The following is a 14,445-nucleotide window of genomic DNA, read 5'->3' as shown; positions in this document are numbered from 1 at the left end:
AAATGATGATAACCATAAGACAGGAAAAACAAAGTGATTATAAGTTAACAGAGAAGGCTTTGACTATATCAATTTGCTAGAGATTATTGGAAATGGAGCAATTTTAAAATGAAATATGAATGGCTTGACGAGTACTGTCTTTCTAAGAAAGGATCACAAAAGGATTTCAAGGTGGAATGGGATGCGACAAGATATCTCATTGGTGGAAAAATGTTTGCTATGCAAGGTGGAGATAAAGATAAAAAAGCGATTATTACATTGAAATGCGATCCACTATTTACGCAATCCCTGCGAGAAAATTATCAACATATAGTTGCAGGCTATTATATGAATAAAGAACACTGGAACTCTTTGTATTTAGATGGCGATGTGCCCGATGATATTTTAAAACAAATGATAGATATGTCGTATGAATTAGTTGTAGGAAAACTAAGTAAGAAAGCGCAAAAAGAAATTATGGAAGAGAATTTATCGTTGAGTTAGCTGGTGGTTAAGAGAACCGTCAAACTTGCCGAAAAAAAAGCAACCAGCGAAACTCGAATGCGGTTGCTGGTTGCTTTTGTGTTATGCTATTGCTTTTGAATTTCTAAAATTGCGCCTCTGTTTCCTGACGTTACCAGGGCGGCATATCTCGAAAGGTATCCGGTTACAATTTTTGGTTTTCTTGGCTTCCAATTTGCTCTTCGTTTTTCTAGTTCTGCGTCACTTATAACAAAATTGATTTCATTTGCCATAATGTCAATTTGGATAATGTCTCCGTTTTCTATCAAGGCGATATTTCCTCCTACCGCTGCTTCAGGAGAAACATGACCGATTGCCGCGCCTCTGGTGGCACCACTGAATCGCCCATCGGTAATCAGTGCGACGCTTCCTCCAAGTCCTGATCCCATAATAGCCGAAGTGGGATTTAACATTTCTCGCATGCCTGGTCCGCCTTTAGGGCCTTCATACCGGATTACAATAACATCTCCTGCTGTGATTCCGCCGGAAGTAATTGCTTGCATGGCATCTTCTTCGCAGTCAAATACTTTTGCCGGGCCTTCGTGTTTAAGCATTTCTGGGGCCACGGCGGAACGCTTGACAACGCAGGAATCAGGAGCCAGGTTTCCCTTTAATACAGCAATCCCACCTGTTGTACTGTAGGGATTTTCGACAGGCCTGATTACCTCAGTATTTTTATTGAGGCAACCTGCGATGTTTTCTCCTACAGTTTTACCTGAGCAAGTTATTAAATCTGTTTTAAGCAAACCTAATTTATTGACTTCATTCATAACCGCGTAAATGCCGCCAGCTTCATCGAGCTCCTCTACAAAGTTATGCCCGGCAGGCGCGAGGTGGCATAGATTAGGAGTTTTGTCACTAATTTCATTAGCGATTTCAAGATTTAATTCAATACCGCATTCGTGAGCAATCGCAGGAAGATGCAACATGCTGTTGGTACTGCAACCCAAGGCCATATCTAAGGTCAAAGCATTTTCAAAGGTATCCTTAGTCATAATATCTCTTGGCAGGATATTCTTTTTCAGTAACTCCATAATCTGCATACCCGCGCGCTTTGCTAGCTGAATACGAGAAGAATAAACCGCAGGGATAGTTCCATTCCCTTGCAACCCCATTCCCAACACTTCTGTAAGGCAGTTCATACTATTGGCTGTATACATGCCTGAACAGGAACCACAGGTTGGGCACCCTTTATTTTCAAATTCTCGTAATTTTTTTTTAGTGATTTTTCCTGCCTGAAATTGGCTGACTGCTTCTGAAACACTGGAAAAGCTAACCTTTTGCCCATCCACTTTGCCTGCAAGCATCGGTCCGCCGCTGACGAATATGGTTGGAACGTTTAACCTTGCTGCAGCCATTAACAATCCAGGAACATTTTTGTCACAGTTTGGAACCATAACCAGTGCATCAAAGGCATGAGCTAGTGTCATGGCTTCAGTAGAGTCAGCAATCAATTCTCTAGTGACAAGAGAATACTTCATCCCCTGATGTCCCATCGCCAGGCCGTCACATACAGCAATCGCAGGGAAAACAAGAGGAGTTCCTCCAGCCATGGCTACACCCAATTTTACAGCGTCTACAATTTTATCGAGATTCATATGCCCTGGGACGATATCGTTTTGAGAACTTACGATGCCGATCAAGGGACGTTCTATTTCCTCATTGGTCAATCCCAGCGCATGAAACAATGCGCGGTGTGGTGAAGTCTTGGTTACTGCATCACTATTCATTCTATAAACACCTCTCTTATAATACGTTGTATAATTATATTATAGATTGTATGATGTCCAATGTCTATAATATATTTAATGAACAATATATGGAGAGAATGAAAAAAAAGATAAAATAGGTACACTTAAGGCGGAGGTTGAAAAAATGATAATTCGAGACATGATTGCAGAAGATATTCCTCAACTTGCAGTGCTATACAAGCAATTTTGGAATGAAGAGTCTTCTATTGAAAGTATGTATGAAAATTTCTGCAAGTTTCATGAGGATGATTCATACTTATTGCTTAGTGCTGTAGAAAATAATCAGCTAATAGGTTCTGTAATGGGAATCATCTGTGGGGAGCTGTATGGAGATTGTAAACCTTTTATGGTGCTGGAAAATATGATCGTTGATAATAAATATAGAAATCATGGGGTTGGGAAAGCACTGATATCGGAGCTTGAAAAAAAAGCTTTCGAAAACAACTGCTCACAAATAATTCTAGTCACAGACACTAATAGAATTGATGCTTGTAAATTTTACGAATCCGCAGGATATAATCCTGACACGCATAAGGGGTATAAGAAGAAACTGAAATGATATAGCTAGACCACTATAAGCATCAGCTGAACAGATTGAAACTAAAATTTTTTGGAAACGATATGTCGTTTTTTGAGTTACAACCAAATTGACGGACAGGGGAGGAACAAAAGATGAAATATGAGTGGAAAAAACATGACAAGGAGCTGTATTTGCCTAAAAATAAACCTGAACTTGTTACTACCCAAATTTAAATTTTTAATGATTGATGGAAAAGGCAATCCTAATTCTGAAGAATTTTCTGAAGCTATTGGAGTTCTGTATTCTTTATCTTACGCTGTTAAAATGTCGCCTAAAAAAGATATTATTCCAGAGGGGTATTTTGATTTTTCCGTATTTCCACTTGAAGGTCTTTGGGATTTAGCAGAAGAAGCAAGGGCTAAGGAAATATTAGATAAAAACAGTTTGATATACACTATCATGATTAGACAACCTGATTTTATGACGGATGAGTTGGCTCTGCAATTTATAAACAGAGTAAAACTCAAAAAACCTCACCCTCTGCTTGAGCGAGTGAGATTTGGTTGTTTAGAAGAAGGGCTATGTGTTCAAATGTTACACATAGGGCCTTATGATGATGAGACAAAAAGTTTTTCAATCATGAAAGATTATTGTATTAGTAATAATCTGAGTCGGATAACAAAGATTCACAGAGAAATCTATCTTTCGGATGCACGTAAGGTTCAGCCAGAGAAGCTTAAAACCGTCCTGCGTTTTAAAGTGGAGTAAGCTCTTATAAGTGTTGAAATCTTTGACCAGCCTATTAACTATGGGAATTAAGCAACTTTAGGATTAGTTATATTTCTTAATTCTTTAAACTGAATGATTTCTTTTATAGAGGCATTTCCAAATAAAGCTATCAAAATCTTCAAATCGGATAGCTTCCCTGATATTCCCATTATCTTCCTCCTATTAAAAAGCATTTTCCCCGTATTTTCAGCAAATTTATCTTTATATTTATACGTTGGGAAACAAGCTATTAAGAGGGTCGGAAATATTGTAAATCATGGAAGCCCTAAAAGTCTAATGAGTCGTCTGACGGTGAGTTGAAGTACATTCTATAAATGCGTTAATCCTTATAAAGATTAAGGTTGGACAGCAAAACTTGGGTCATAATAGAACTTAAGGGAGGGCATCATTTGTGAAAAAAGTTGGGATGATAGGTGGTTTTGGGCCGGAGGCCACACTAGATTACTACCGGTTAATGATTGACCATTACCGTAAACAGCGAGGTGGAGAAAGTTTACCTGAGATTATCATTTACAGCATGGATATTTATACTTTACTTAACTTAGTTGGACAGAAACGTTGGGAGGACTTGATTGGGTGGTTATTGAAAGGAATAGATACTCTATACAAAGCTGGCGCTGATTTTGGAATAATTTCAGCAAATACCCCGCATATTGTATTTGATCGATTAAGGAGTGCATCTCCGATTCCTTTGATTAGTATTGTTGAAGAGACAAGTAAAAAGGCCAAAGAAATGGGATTAAAAAGGGTTGGACTGCTTGGAACGAGTTTTACAATGCAAGCAAACTTTTTTCAAAAAGAATTTGATGTCAATAACATCTCCATTGTTGTGCCCAGACAAGAGGACCAAGATTATATTCAGCATAAACTAATGACGGAGATAGAACTGGGACAATTTCTGGAGGAAACACGCAACGGCTTGCTCAGGATTGTTGAACAAATGGTTAATGAGGAAAAGATTGAGGGGTTAATCTTGGGCTGTACAGAATTACCCCTTATTCTTACAAAGGATGAGTTTAATATTCCGTTCCTAAATACTGCGAAGATACACGCAGAGAGTGTTATTAGATATTGTTTAGGAGAGAAAACATGAAATTACAGATTAATTTTCAAGGGGGAAAGGGTATTTTAGTTTCCAGTAATTGAAAGGAGAAACGATGTGAATTTTAAGTACGAATTAAATAAACAGGATCTCATTGAATTCAATATCTTCCATATTACCTATTCTAAATTAGCGAGGCGGTCGTTTTTTTTACAACGGTATATTTTTTCGTTATCTTTTTTAATCTTACCCTTCATAATTAGGAATTTTACGAATATGCCGTTAGGGTACTGGTTAGTTGTTTTTATTCTCTTGTACATATATTGGGTTGCATTTTACCCAAAACGTATAAGGAAGATCGTCTCAAGGAAAATCACAAAGATGCTTGCTGAAGGGAAAAACCATAGTGTGGTTGGAACTCATAATTTGGCGATATCTGAAACCGAAATTGTTGATAATAGTGAACACAGTGAAGCAAGGACTCCATTCAATGCTGTAGAAAATATTGTTGAAGACAAAGAACATATTTTTATCTATGTAAATGCTGATTCAGCACACATTATTCCGACTAGAATATTTGAGAACCATGATAAAAAGAAAGAGTTTCTGGCATTATTAAATAAGAAGGTTGGTCGAGTGAACTAAAATAAGGAGAATACTTATGAGATTATTCATTGGAGTGGATTTGCCAGCTGAAATTAAACAAGCCCTGCTGGAATTTCAGTCAGAGCTAAGACTTCTTGGGGTTAATGGGTCTTTCAAATCACAAGATAATTTTCATATAACCCTAGAGTTTTTAGGGGAATTAGATGACAGTAAGATTCCTGCACTTACTGAAACACTTTCTAGAGTCGCAAGCAACTATAAACCCTTTGATTTAAATATAGTCGGATTAGGGGCATTTCCTTCTTTTAAACGGCCTCATACTTTGTGGACCGCGGTAAATGGAAGTTTAACTGACCTAAATAGACTGAGGGATGAACTGCATAGTGAACTCAAAAACAAGAGCTTTGAGTTGGAAGAACGGCAATTTAAACCGCATGTAACCCTAGCCTCTCGTCCCAATTTTGACAGTATAGATATTTCTGCTGTTCAATCTGCGAAGCTGGGTGAATTCTCGGTAAAGGAAGTTGTTTTATTTGAGAGCAGGGCTATACGTGGAAAAAGAGTCTATATAGATTTATTTAAAGCTCGTTTAGAACCCTTAGAACCCTTAGAACCCTAAATTTGAATATCAGTATTCTTCATAAAACTTTGCCATTTCTTGATAATAATTGGCCCGAATTTATTTGTTTTATTATTCCATCTTCCAAGGCTGCTTTGCCATTGATGATCGTATACTTAACCCCTTTAGCCATAGTAAAGGGGTTTTTATAGTCTGTTTCAGGGTTGAAGGGATAAGAGTAATTATCCATATCGATGATGGTGATATCGGCTGACTTTCCTGTAGAGAGCGTACCTCTATTACTCAACCGAAATTGTTGTGCCGGTAAGGAAGTAATCCTTCGGATAATCTCTTCTAATCTCACACCGCTTTGTCGACACAAACTAATAAATAGCGGAAAAGAACCTTTTCTAAATAATTCATACCAGGCATATGGGTCGTCGAATTCCCCGGATACTCTATCCGAACCAACCATCACAAGTGGATTTTGGGCTATGTTATTAGGATAAGGCGTTCCTGGGAAATCCTGTCGGATAAGTCCTCCTTGACAGAAGGTCAGTTCATGACGATCATTTTCTAATAGATCGAGGATTAGTTCATTAACGCTCATCTTACCCTCTAACGCAAGTTCCTTTATGGTTCGAGTTTCCATGGACGGATCATCGGCATTGATAACCGTGAGGTGATCTTTAAAGCGTATTCTTTTTATTAATTTACGTCTTTCTTCTGAAGTCAGGATGGAATCAAGTGTAGTTAAATACTGAAATAACCGATCTTTTCTCCTGAAGTGCCCACTGCTCTTCGGGATAGTATCAACTGCGATTTCCAAACCTTGTTGCCTGGCAACTAATATTTCATCAAATCCCTCAGGACAATTCGGCGTCAGATGGGACACCTGTACTCGTATGCCTGTTGCTTTGCCAATAGTTACAGCTTCCTGGACGGCTTCCAAGGTGCCCAGATAGTTTCGAATATGGGATGTATATATTCCATCGTATTTTTTTACTGCCTTGGCAAGTTCTATGATTTCATCTGTTTCAGCATATTTGCTGGGGCTATAGGTCAGGCCAGTTGAGATCCCTAAGGCCCCTTGTTCCATGCCCTCTTCAACCAAATGAATAATTTTGCTTTCTTCTTGAGCTGTTGGTTTCCTATGCTTTGTGTCACCTATAATACTCCATCTTAAAGTTCCATGCCCTAAGAGAAATCCCATATTCAAGTTGGTTCCTTTGTTCCTGATAACGTCTATATAACTGGGAAAATCCGCCCAGGCCAATCCCACACGCTTATTTTGTTCCATCGACTTTACTGAAATAAGCCCTTTTTTAACCATATACTTATAAATATTATCCGAAGAATAGGGAGTTATGGAATGCCCACAGTTTCCACTAATCGTCGTCGTTACTCCTTGACGTAAATACTCTTCAAACCTACCACTGGATAAAACGGTAAGCTCTTCATGCGCGTGGGGGTCGATAAAACCAGGGCATACCGTTAAGCCAAAAGCATCAATGATTCTTTCAGCTTGGAATTCGATTTTGGTTGATATTTCGATGATCTTTCCTTGAGATACAGCTAGATCACCATAGAATCCAGGCTTTCCTGAACCATCAATAATAAAACCATTCTTTATTATGAGATCACAGTACACTCAATTTCACCACCCAATTATTCTAACTTTGTTATTCTTGCTACTTTAACCGTATATTATAAATCGAGACCAGCTAGTGGTCTCGTGAATTATTTACTTAGACTATAAATATAAAAGTCGTTAATTGCAACCGTCCAGTTAACCTTTTATTTGTCTATGATAATCCTTGACCGATCCTTGTCAAGATTAAGTCGATGATACAAGGGACATTGAAGGAAGTGTCCTTTATCCGTGTTTCATTAAAACATTAGGAGTGAGAGCAATGCTCCAGAGATTATGATCCAGAGAGTGTCGATTTTAGTAAAGCGTTGTACGAGAAAAGCTGCTAGGGCGATTCCGATGGTCTGGAAATCAATTAAGGAACTCCCAGCTAATTTAATTATTACAGCCCATAACGTGCCGATAAAGGCAGCTACAATTCCGGTAATCACCATTTTGATAATATCAATCTTACCAGCTCGATTATAAAGATCGGAAATAAGATTAACTACAGCGAAAGCAGGTAAATACATATTGGCCATAGCTAGGGCTGCCCCAAATAATCCAGCCACTTTGTAGCCGATAAAGGCAGAAATTACAGTGACCGGACCAGGAGTTAGTAAGCTCAAGGCGAGGGCGACCCCGAATTCTTGATCAGTGAGAAAATGATATTGATTGACCATTGAATCCTGAATAAATGGGAGCATTGCATAGCCACTCCCAAAAGTTAATCCCCCGATCTTAAAGAAAGTGTTTCCAAGCTGTTGAAAAGTCGGATTGCTAAAATTTATGACAAAATTAATAGTAATGAGCGTTGCAAGCATAATTAACATAATTATGTATTTTTTTTTGCTAAACACAAATTTAACAGTCATGTTGGGTTTTTGAGAGGTCTTTTTAGCGATCCAAAACCGTTGATCCATCAATGCTTTCCAACTGGAAAAGTGAATAGTCAGGAAAGTAAACACTAGGCTTGTGACTCCTGCAACAAAGAGAAGTGAGATGATGTTAACTTTCAAGAAATAAATCATAAGAAAACCACTAACTGCTAAAATCGTTAATTGAGGGGAGTTTACCCCTCTTTTCCAGAGATCGATAATGGTGTTTAGTACAAGGCCTACAACTAATGCACCTACACCCTTAAACAACGCGGTTACTAAGGGAATATCGTTATAGTTCAGATAAAGGTGGGTAAGAATGACCATGAGTATAAAACAAGGAATTACGAAAAAAACCGTGGCAACTAAGCTTCCAGAAAAACCTCTCAGGAAATAGCCAATGTATGAATTTAAATTTACAGCAGGCGCTCCGGGCAAGAGCTGGGAAAGAGCTAACCCGTTTAGATATTCCTCATCTGTCATCCAGTTTTTCTTATCGACCAGAGATTTCTTTGCTTCACCAAGCGCGGCTAAACTATACGACACGAGTCCAATGTGAAGAACCGTTTTGGCAATTTCAAAGAGGCCCACCAATCTGGGCAGTTCCGATGAAGGTTTATTCTCGTTGTTGGAGCTAATCTCCACGCTAATGTCCCCCCCCCTTAATTTGTTTCACATTTCACAAGAGAATAGTCACATGCATTTTTCTGTGTCATTACAGAGAAATTAGCAGGGGATAAGTCCACATTCTTCTAATATTGAATTGCCCTCAGGTCCAGTCAGCAGTTCGACAAAGGATTGTGCCAATTCATGTTCTTGACCTTCTTTAGATATGCCAATTGCAAATTCAATGGGTTTACCATGGATGATAATATTCTTCCCAGGGACTTTGCTTTCTACGGATACAGCCGCCTGGTCATAAAAATTTGCATGAGCAGGGTTTGAGAGGTTGACCTTCGACGGCAGCGTAATATAGGGAAGTCCCAGCTGTTCAGCCTCAGAAGAATAAAGAAAAGCATAATCAACCTTACCATTAACTAGAGCACTTGCAAGATCCAATGATTTAGGGTAAAGCGAGTAGGGGATACAGGCTGATTCCATTTTTGAGTATAGGCCAGGTCTTGAATAGAAGGATTCAGACAATTGCCAAACCATCAGTGTTCTATAGCCGCAAGGATCAAGATGATGGTCAGAACGGGCAAAAGTAACTTGAGGATCCAGTAGAGTTTCAAACCAATTCTCTTGATTAATCTCCTCGCTCCCCTTTGAAAGTTGACTATATCCAATCACAATTTGATCAGCTGCAAAAATATAATAACTTTTCACTAAATCGGGGACCAGCAATTCTGCAAAGAGTGACTGATCAGCAAGTGCAATAATGTCATAGTTTTCTCCAGATAATAAGCGCTTCGCTCCCTCCCTTGAACCAACTCCGGTCGCCTCAAATGTTAGATTTACATTATGGCTGGAAAAGTGTTCAACACATTTTGTTATCACTTGTTGTAAGGCACCAGCATGGATAATTCTGAGAGTTTTCGATAAAATGCTCAAGGTTTATGCACCCCATTTTCCTCATTAAATAGAGAGTGTTCATACTGGCTATAAGCTTGCAAGAAAATCTCCAGCTTGGCCTTTTGTTGAGAAATGTATTGAACCCAAATCTTTAAAGACTCCTCCCCTTGAGGAGTTAATTGATAAAGTCGCCTGCCTGGGCCAGATTCACCAACCTCCCAATGGGAGTTAATAAGGCCATCCTTATCCATACGTCTTAGATTTCGATAGACTGTTGCAGTATCTGCTTCTCCGCTTTTAAAATCTGCATCGTTCAAGCGTTGAATCAGCTCATACCCATGAGAAGCCTTTTGTCCCAAGAGAAGAAGCAATTCAGCTTGAATGGAGCGCTCAATGGGGATCGTTAAGGCATTTTTATCAATATTTTCGTTCATATATGTACTCCTCAGCTAATATCACCGTGCACATAGGTTTATTGTGTATATTCTACTATTATATAGCCAAACCGTCAATCGCTAGAACATGAAAAAGGAAACAAACCTGAAACTAAACTTAGAGCATAAAAGACTAAAAAATCAATTTTAGTCTTTATGTATTATCATCATTCGGGAAAGACTATAACAAGTCGATCTATATATAAAGGAGGATGCTATTGATGTCAGAAGATCTTCATACACTAAAAGATCACTATGAATTAGCCATTATAGGGTGCGGACCAGCAGGGTTATCAGCGGCCCTTAATGCTAAAATTAGAAATCGTGATTTTGTATTACTGGGTTCTGAATTTTGCAGTCCCAAACTCTCGAAAGCTCCACAAGTGGACAACTGGCTTGGTTTCCCGGAAATTGGAGGGGAAGAATTACGGCAACGGTTCCTAGACCACGTAAAGGAAAAGGACATACCAATCACGCTGTTTAAAGTGACAAATATTTATCCTGGGCCGCCATATACACTGATAGGCAAAGAAAAATCCTTTGAAGCGGATACCATAATTATTGCAACAGGTGTATCAGCAGGAAAACTATTGTCTGGGGAAGCTGAATTACTGGGTCGCGGAGTAGGGTATTGTGCAACATGTGATGGACCCTTATATAAAGATAAAAAGGTAGCTATCATTTCTTACAATCAAGAAGGGGAAGACGAAGCTAACTATATGGCAAATATTTGTTCTAAAGTCTACTATATTCCTTATTACTGTGAAATACTGAAGCTTGATCCACGAGTTGAGATCAAAAAAAGCAAAGCTAAGAAAATCACAGGGGATCAAAAGGTGGAGCAACTTGACCTAGGGGAGGAACAATTGATCGTTGATGGGGTCTTTATATTGAGAGACACCTTACCTGCCGAGCAGTTGGTGTCTGGCTTGGAAATGGAGGAGGCCGCTATTAAGGTCAATCATAAACTGGAGACAAGTATGCCGGGTTTATATGCTGCGGGAGACTGCACCGGCCAACCTTATCAACTGATTAAGGCAGCCGGAGAAGGGGGAACAGCGGCCTTGCAGGCAGTCAAATACTTAGATAGCTTAAAATCTGCTGATCCTGATGAGGTTGTCTCTATTCACTGAAGGATTAGAGCCGCTGTATGCTGACCTTAATTCTGCAAACAGCGGCGGTTAGATGTTAGCCGATTTTCTTTATACTAGAATTACTGTGGTTTCTTGAAAATCGACCATATTGGCCACTTTAGTACATCTTTATATTTTTCTAAGTCCAGTTGGAAATTATCTTTGCGGTTGGTGTTAAATATGGGAAGCAGTGTTTCCAGTATTTTTGAAATACCCGGAGAGAGTGGAGATGGCTCAGAAGTTGATACTGGGGAATTCCCCTTTTCCTTTAACTCCAGTGGTCGAATAATGAGTTCAGATACTTGCTGTTCAGGATCAGGCAAGTCTTCTTTGGGTAGTTGCTCATGAGATGAGTTATCCGTTCCCCTATTTTTCTTGAATAATTGAATTGAGTTATAATTTTTATTCATAGGATTCTTCTTCCTTTCTAAGCGCTGAGAATAATATTGTGTTTCTATTAGGATATGTCAGATTACGTCCAATTGTTTATACAACCAGACCATAAGGTTAGTGAGCGTTTGTCCACGTTTAATATACTGCAACAAAAGACAAATGAAGGGTGAAATAAAGAAAAGCCCACCTTTTAAGGCGGGCTGAATGATTTGATAAAGCGAAGATTATAGACGTTCTGTAGTGAGAGCAAGTCCTATATTGGCTATATGGAACACATAAAAGTTGCCTAAATCGATGAAGCTCCGTTCGCATCAATCTCAAGGACCATAGCCTGAGCGATATTACCGTGCTTTTCTAACATATTTGTCATGCTTAGGGAGACATCCTCTGTAAAGCTTCTGGGAATGAGGGCCAACAGTGTAGGGCCGGATCCACTAAGTGCAGCACCATAAGCCCCAGCTTGAAGAGCCGCTTCCAATGTTTCGAGTAAGCCGGGAATAAGCGCAGCGCGTTGACTTTGGTGAAGCTTATCACACATGGCTTCCTTTAAAAGGGAATACTCTTCACGAATGAAGGCTTCAGTTAGCAGTGAAACATGGGAAATATTAAAAACGGCATCCTTACGATGAACTTGCGGCGGCAGGATACCGCGCGCTTTTTTGGTATTGAGGGGTGTATCCGGGATAATGACTACCGCCTTTAGATTAGGGGATTGAGCTAAGACTCTTGGAAGTACACCCTTTTCTGTAGGAACAGATAAAGTCACGCCACCATATAATGCGGGGGTGACATTGTCCGGATGTCCTTCTAAGGCATTGGCAACCTGTAGTAACTCTAACTTTGTATAAGGTGATCCGGCAATTGCGTTTGCGGTTGCAAGTCCACCAACAATTGCTGCAGAACTGCTGCCTAAACCCCGGGCAGGAGGAATGCAATTTTCAAAGGTTAAATCGACAGTTGGGACAGGGTAGTGGATAAGGTCCCAAAAATGACACATAGTTCGCCAGACAAGATTGCTTTCATCCGCTGGAATGCCCTCTTTGTAAGAACCAGTTAAAGAAATTCGAAAGGGGCGTTTAGTTTCTACTGTGATCGTATTGTAAAGTTGAAGGGCCATTCCCAAACAATCAAAACCAGGTCCGAGATTGGCGGAAGTAGCCGGTATCTTTATTCGGAACATCATATTCCTCCCTCATTTTAAATGGGATATTTATGATTTCTGGTCCTCTTTCTCAAAACGAATGACATTGTCAATGCTAAGGACCTTGCTGTAGGCCTTGACAGAATCAAGGGCTTCTTGAAGTGCCCCTTCTCTGCATGGGTGAGTAACTAAGACTATTTCTGCCTGATCCGCTCCGCGAGGTTTTTGGATAATGGAAGCAAAACTAATGTTCGCTTCAGCGAAAAGTAAAGCTAGGGTAGCAAGGACACGGGGTTCGTCTTTAACAAGCAAACGGATATAAAAGGCAGTATAGAAATCAGAGACAGCTTTAAGGGGCAGGTCCAGGTAACAAGTACAATTAATAGAAGAAGTTGAGTTGGATTGGATGTTACGTGCTATGCGCATAATATCGGATATTATCGCACTGCCTGTGGGGAGTGAACCTGCTCCACGCCCGTAAAACATAGTTTCTCCGACAGCATCTCCTACTACATAAATAGCATTAAAAACACCGCTTACAGAGGCGAGGGGATGAGAAAGAGGCAATATAGCCGGATGAACTCGAACTTCGATCCCTTCATCTTGGTGTTTAGCAACGGCTAAAAGCTTGATGGTACAACCAAGCTCAGCAGCATAGGTCAGATCCTCGCGAGTGATTTTAGAGATACCTTCTACAAAAACATCATTGAGAGCAACTCGTGAATTAAATGCGAGAGAAGCAAGGATAGCAAGTTTGCGTGCTGCATCAAGGCCATCAACATCCGAAGAAGGGTCAGCTTCGGCATACCCCAATTGTTGTGCTTCAGCTAAGACTTCTGCATACTCACGCCCCTGTTCAGCCATGGCAGTAAGGATGTAGTTAGTCGTTCCGTTGATGATTCCAAGTACATGTGTAATTCGATTGGCAGCCAGGGACTCTTTTAGAGCCGCAATAATCGGAATTCCACCTCCGACACTTGCTTCAAAGTAAAGATCTTTCCCTGCGGCATTTGCGGCATCAAGAAGTTCATGACCATGAACTGCAATTAGATCTTTATTTGCGGTAACCACGCTTTTTCCATGTTGCAAAGCGTCTAAAATAAATGTACGGGCAGGTTCAATTCCTCCCATTACTTCCACGATAATGTCGATTTCTGGGTCATGAAGAACTGCTTCCGGTTGATCTGTGAGGAGAAAGTCTCCGCTAATATCCCTTTCACGTTGAAGGTCACGGTCAAGTATTGCTTTGATTTGAAGGTCGCAGTGGGTGCGAGTTTGAATGTCGACTGCATTCTGTTGCAATACTTGTACTATACCGCATCCAACAGTGCCTAAACCCAAAATACCTATTTTAATGGACATGATAATTTACTCCTCTCAAAAAAACAAATGTATCTGCATAGTGGACATTATACATTGTTCTATCCAGCTTTGACAAGGAAATTCTAAAGGAATTTCGCACAATATTAGTAAATTAGGGTTGACACTTTAGAATGTATTCTGTATCATATACACAACGTTCTCAATACAAATGTAATATAACACAAAAGGAAGTG

The 14,445-nt window shown here is 39.8% G+C and carries 15 protein-coding genes and 1 pseudogene; 7 read left to right on the top strand and 9 right to left on the bottom strand.

Annotated features, from left to right (window positions below; genetic code table 11):
- Window positions 1-108: 108 nt before the first annotated feature.
- Window positions 109-483 (top strand): MmcQ/YjbR family DNA-binding protein, encoded by a 375-nt coding sequence (locus M8E35_RS19795; protein WP_252471573.1) that lies wholly within the window; start codon window positions 109-111, stop codon window positions 481-483.
- Between the two features lie 86 nt (window positions 484-569).
- On the opposite strand, the gene ilvD is transcribed toward M8E35_RS19795, so the two are convergent.
- Entirely contained in the window at window positions 570-2,231 is a 1,662-nt protein-coding gene (gene ilvD / locus M8E35_RS19790) for a dihydroxy-acid dehydratase (protein WP_252471571.1), read from the bottom strand.
- A 145-nt stretch (window positions 2,232-2,376) separates the two neighbouring features.
- Between ilvD and M8E35_RS19785 the strand changes: the two genes are divergently transcribed.
- Window positions 2,377-2,811 (top strand): GNAT family N-acetyltransferase, encoded by a 435-nt coding sequence (locus M8E35_RS19785; RefSeq protein WP_252471569.1) that lies wholly within the window; start codon window positions 2,377-2,379, stop codon window positions 2,809-2,811.
- A gap of 113 nt (window positions 2,812-2,924) precedes the next feature.
- Window positions 2,925-3,540: pseudogene (locus M8E35_RS19780) on the top strand (GyrI-like domain-containing protein).
- A gap of 47 nt (window positions 3,541-3,587) precedes the next feature.
- On the opposite strand, the gene M8E35_RS26580 reads toward M8E35_RS19780, so the two are convergent.
- Window positions 3,588-3,710 (bottom strand): hypothetical protein, encoded by a 123-nt coding sequence (locus M8E35_RS26580; protein ID WP_282434029.1) that lies wholly within the window; start codon window positions 3,708-3,710, stop codon window positions 3,588-3,590.
- A 242-nt stretch (window positions 3,711-3,952) separates the two neighbouring features.
- Here M8E35_RS26580 and M8E35_RS19775 point away from each other — a divergent pair, with 242 nt between their 5' ends.
- From M8E35_RS19775 to thpR, 3 genes are all read left to right on the top strand, one after another.
- The gene (locus M8E35_RS19775) at window positions 3,953-4,654 is read left to right on the top strand and encodes an aspartate/glutamate racemase family protein (RefSeq protein ID WP_252471567.1); all 702 of its coding nucleotides are present in this window, start codon (window positions 3,953-3,955) and stop codon (window positions 4,652-4,654) included.
- Between the two features lie 330 nt (window positions 4,655-4,984).
- On the top strand, window positions 4,985-5,248 hold the full coding sequence (locus M8E35_RS19770) for a YcxB family protein (protein WP_252471565.1): 264 nt from the start codon (window positions 4,985-4,987) through the stop codon (window positions 5,246-5,248).
- Between the two features lie 16 nt (window positions 5,249-5,264).
- On the top strand, window positions 5,265-5,828 hold the full coding sequence (gene thpR, locus M8E35_RS19765; RefSeq protein WP_252471563.1) for an RNA 2',3'-cyclic phosphodiesterase: 564 nt from the start codon (window positions 5,265-5,267) through the stop codon (window positions 5,826-5,828).
- 19 nt (window positions 5,829-5,847) lie between these two features.
- On the opposite strand, the gene M8E35_RS19760 is transcribed toward thpR, so the two are convergent.
- From M8E35_RS19760 to M8E35_RS19745, 4 genes are all read right to left on the bottom strand, one after another.
- Window positions 5,848-7,419, bottom strand: a complete 1,572-nt coding sequence (locus M8E35_RS19760) for an N-acyl-D-amino-acid deacylase family protein (protein ID WP_252471561.1) — start codon at window positions 7,417-7,419, stop codon at window positions 5,848-5,850.
- Window positions 7,420-7,658: 239 nt separating this feature from the next.
- On the bottom strand, window positions 7,659-8,921 hold the full coding sequence (chrA, locus tag M8E35_RS19755) for a chromate efflux transporter (RefSeq protein WP_252471559.1): 1,263 nt from the start codon (window positions 8,919-8,921) through the stop codon (window positions 7,659-7,661).
- Between the two features lie 81 nt (window positions 8,922-9,002).
- A complete protein-coding gene (locus M8E35_RS19750) occupies window positions 9,003-9,827 on the bottom strand; it encodes an extracellular solute-binding protein (protein ID WP_252471557.1) in 825 nt (274 codons plus the stop codon).
- Window positions 9,824-10,222: a PadR family transcriptional regulator gene (locus tag M8E35_RS19745; protein ID WP_252471555.1), complete on the bottom strand. Its 399-nt coding sequence runs from the start codon at window positions 10,220-10,222 to the stop codon at window positions 9,824-9,826. Before M8E35_RS19745 ends, M8E35_RS19750 begins: the two co-directional genes overlap by 4 nt.
- A 221-nt stretch (window positions 10,223-10,443) precedes the next feature.
- Here M8E35_RS19745 and M8E35_RS19740 point away from each other — a divergent pair, with 221 nt between their 5' ends.
- Window positions 10,444-11,355: an NAD(P)/FAD-dependent oxidoreductase gene (locus M8E35_RS19740; protein WP_252471553.1), complete on the top strand. Its 912-nt coding sequence runs from the start codon at window positions 10,444-10,446 to the stop codon at window positions 11,353-11,355.
- A gap of 80 nt (window positions 11,356-11,435) precedes the next feature.
- On the opposite strand, the gene M8E35_RS19735 is transcribed toward M8E35_RS19740, so the two are convergent.
- The 3 genes from M8E35_RS19735 to M8E35_RS19725 form a co-directional block, all read right to left on the bottom strand.
- On the bottom strand, window positions 11,436-11,765 hold the full coding sequence (locus tag M8E35_RS19735; RefSeq protein WP_252471551.1) for a hypothetical protein: 330 nt from the start codon (window positions 11,763-11,765) through the stop codon (window positions 11,436-11,438).
- A 269-nt stretch (window positions 11,766-12,034) separates the two neighbouring features.
- Window positions 12,035-12,928: a homoserine kinase gene (thrB, locus tag M8E35_RS19730; RefSeq protein WP_252471633.1), complete on the bottom strand. Its 894-nt coding sequence runs from the start codon at window positions 12,926-12,928 to the stop codon at window positions 12,035-12,037.
- 30 nt (window positions 12,929-12,958) lie between these two features.
- Entirely contained in the window at window positions 12,959-14,251 is a 1,293-nt protein-coding gene (locus M8E35_RS19725) for a homoserine dehydrogenase (RefSeq protein WP_252471549.1), read from the bottom strand.
- Window positions 14,252-14,445: the final 194 nt, after the last annotated feature.

It is taken from the genome of Desulfosporosinus nitroreducens, assembly GCF_023897015.1.
Classification (GTDB): domain Bacteria; phylum Bacillota; class Desulfitobacteriia; order Desulfitobacteriales; family Desulfitobacteriaceae; genus Desulfosporosinus; species Desulfosporosinus nitroreducens.
This window is presented reverse-complemented; position numbering and strand designations above follow the sequence as displayed.

What these genes read in the sequence shown, in the direction of transcription:
- M8E35_RS19795 (WP_252471573.1), top strand. Translation starts at nt 109, where the DNA reads ATGAAATATGAATGGCTTGACGAGTACTGTCTTTCTAAGAAAGGATCA.
- ilvD (WP_252471571.1), bottom strand. Translation starts at nt 2,231, where the DNA reads ATGAATAGTGATGCAGTAACCAAGACTTCACCACACCGCGCATTGTTT.
- M8E35_RS19785 (WP_252471569.1), top strand. Translation starts at nt 2,377, where the DNA reads ATGATAATTCGAGACATGATTGCAGAAGATATTCCTCAACTTGCAGTG.
- M8E35_RS26580 (WP_282434029.1), bottom strand. Translation starts at nt 3,710, where the DNA reads ATGGGAATATCAGGGAAGCTATCCGATTTGAAGATTTTGATAGCTTTA.
- M8E35_RS19770 (WP_252471565.1), top strand. Translation starts at nt 4,985, where the DNA reads ATGCTTGCTGAAGGGAAAAACCATAGTGTGGTTGGAACTCATAATTTG.
- thpR (WP_252471563.1), top strand. Translation starts at nt 5,265, where the DNA reads ATGAGATTATTCATTGGAGTGGATTTGCCAGCTGAAATTAAACAAGCC.
- M8E35_RS19745 (WP_252471555.1), bottom strand. Translation starts at nt 10,222, where the DNA reads ATGAACGAAAATATTGATAAAAATGCCTTAACGATCCCCATTGAGCGC.
- M8E35_RS19740 (WP_252471553.1), top strand. Translation starts at nt 10,444, where the DNA reads ATGTCAGAAGATCTTCATACACTAAAAGATCACTATGAATTAGCCATT.
- M8E35_RS19735 (WP_252471551.1), bottom strand. Translation starts at nt 11,765, where the DNA reads ATGAATAAAAATTATAACTCAATTCAATTATTCAAGAAAAATAGGGGA.
- thrB (WP_252471633.1), bottom strand. Translation starts at nt 12,928, where the DNA reads ATGTTCCGAATAAAGATACCGGCTACTTCCGCCAATCTCGGACCTGGT.
- M8E35_RS19725 (WP_252471549.1), bottom strand. Translation starts at nt 14,251, where the DNA reads ATGTCCATTAAAATAGGTATTTTGGGTTTAGGCACTGTTGGATGCGGT.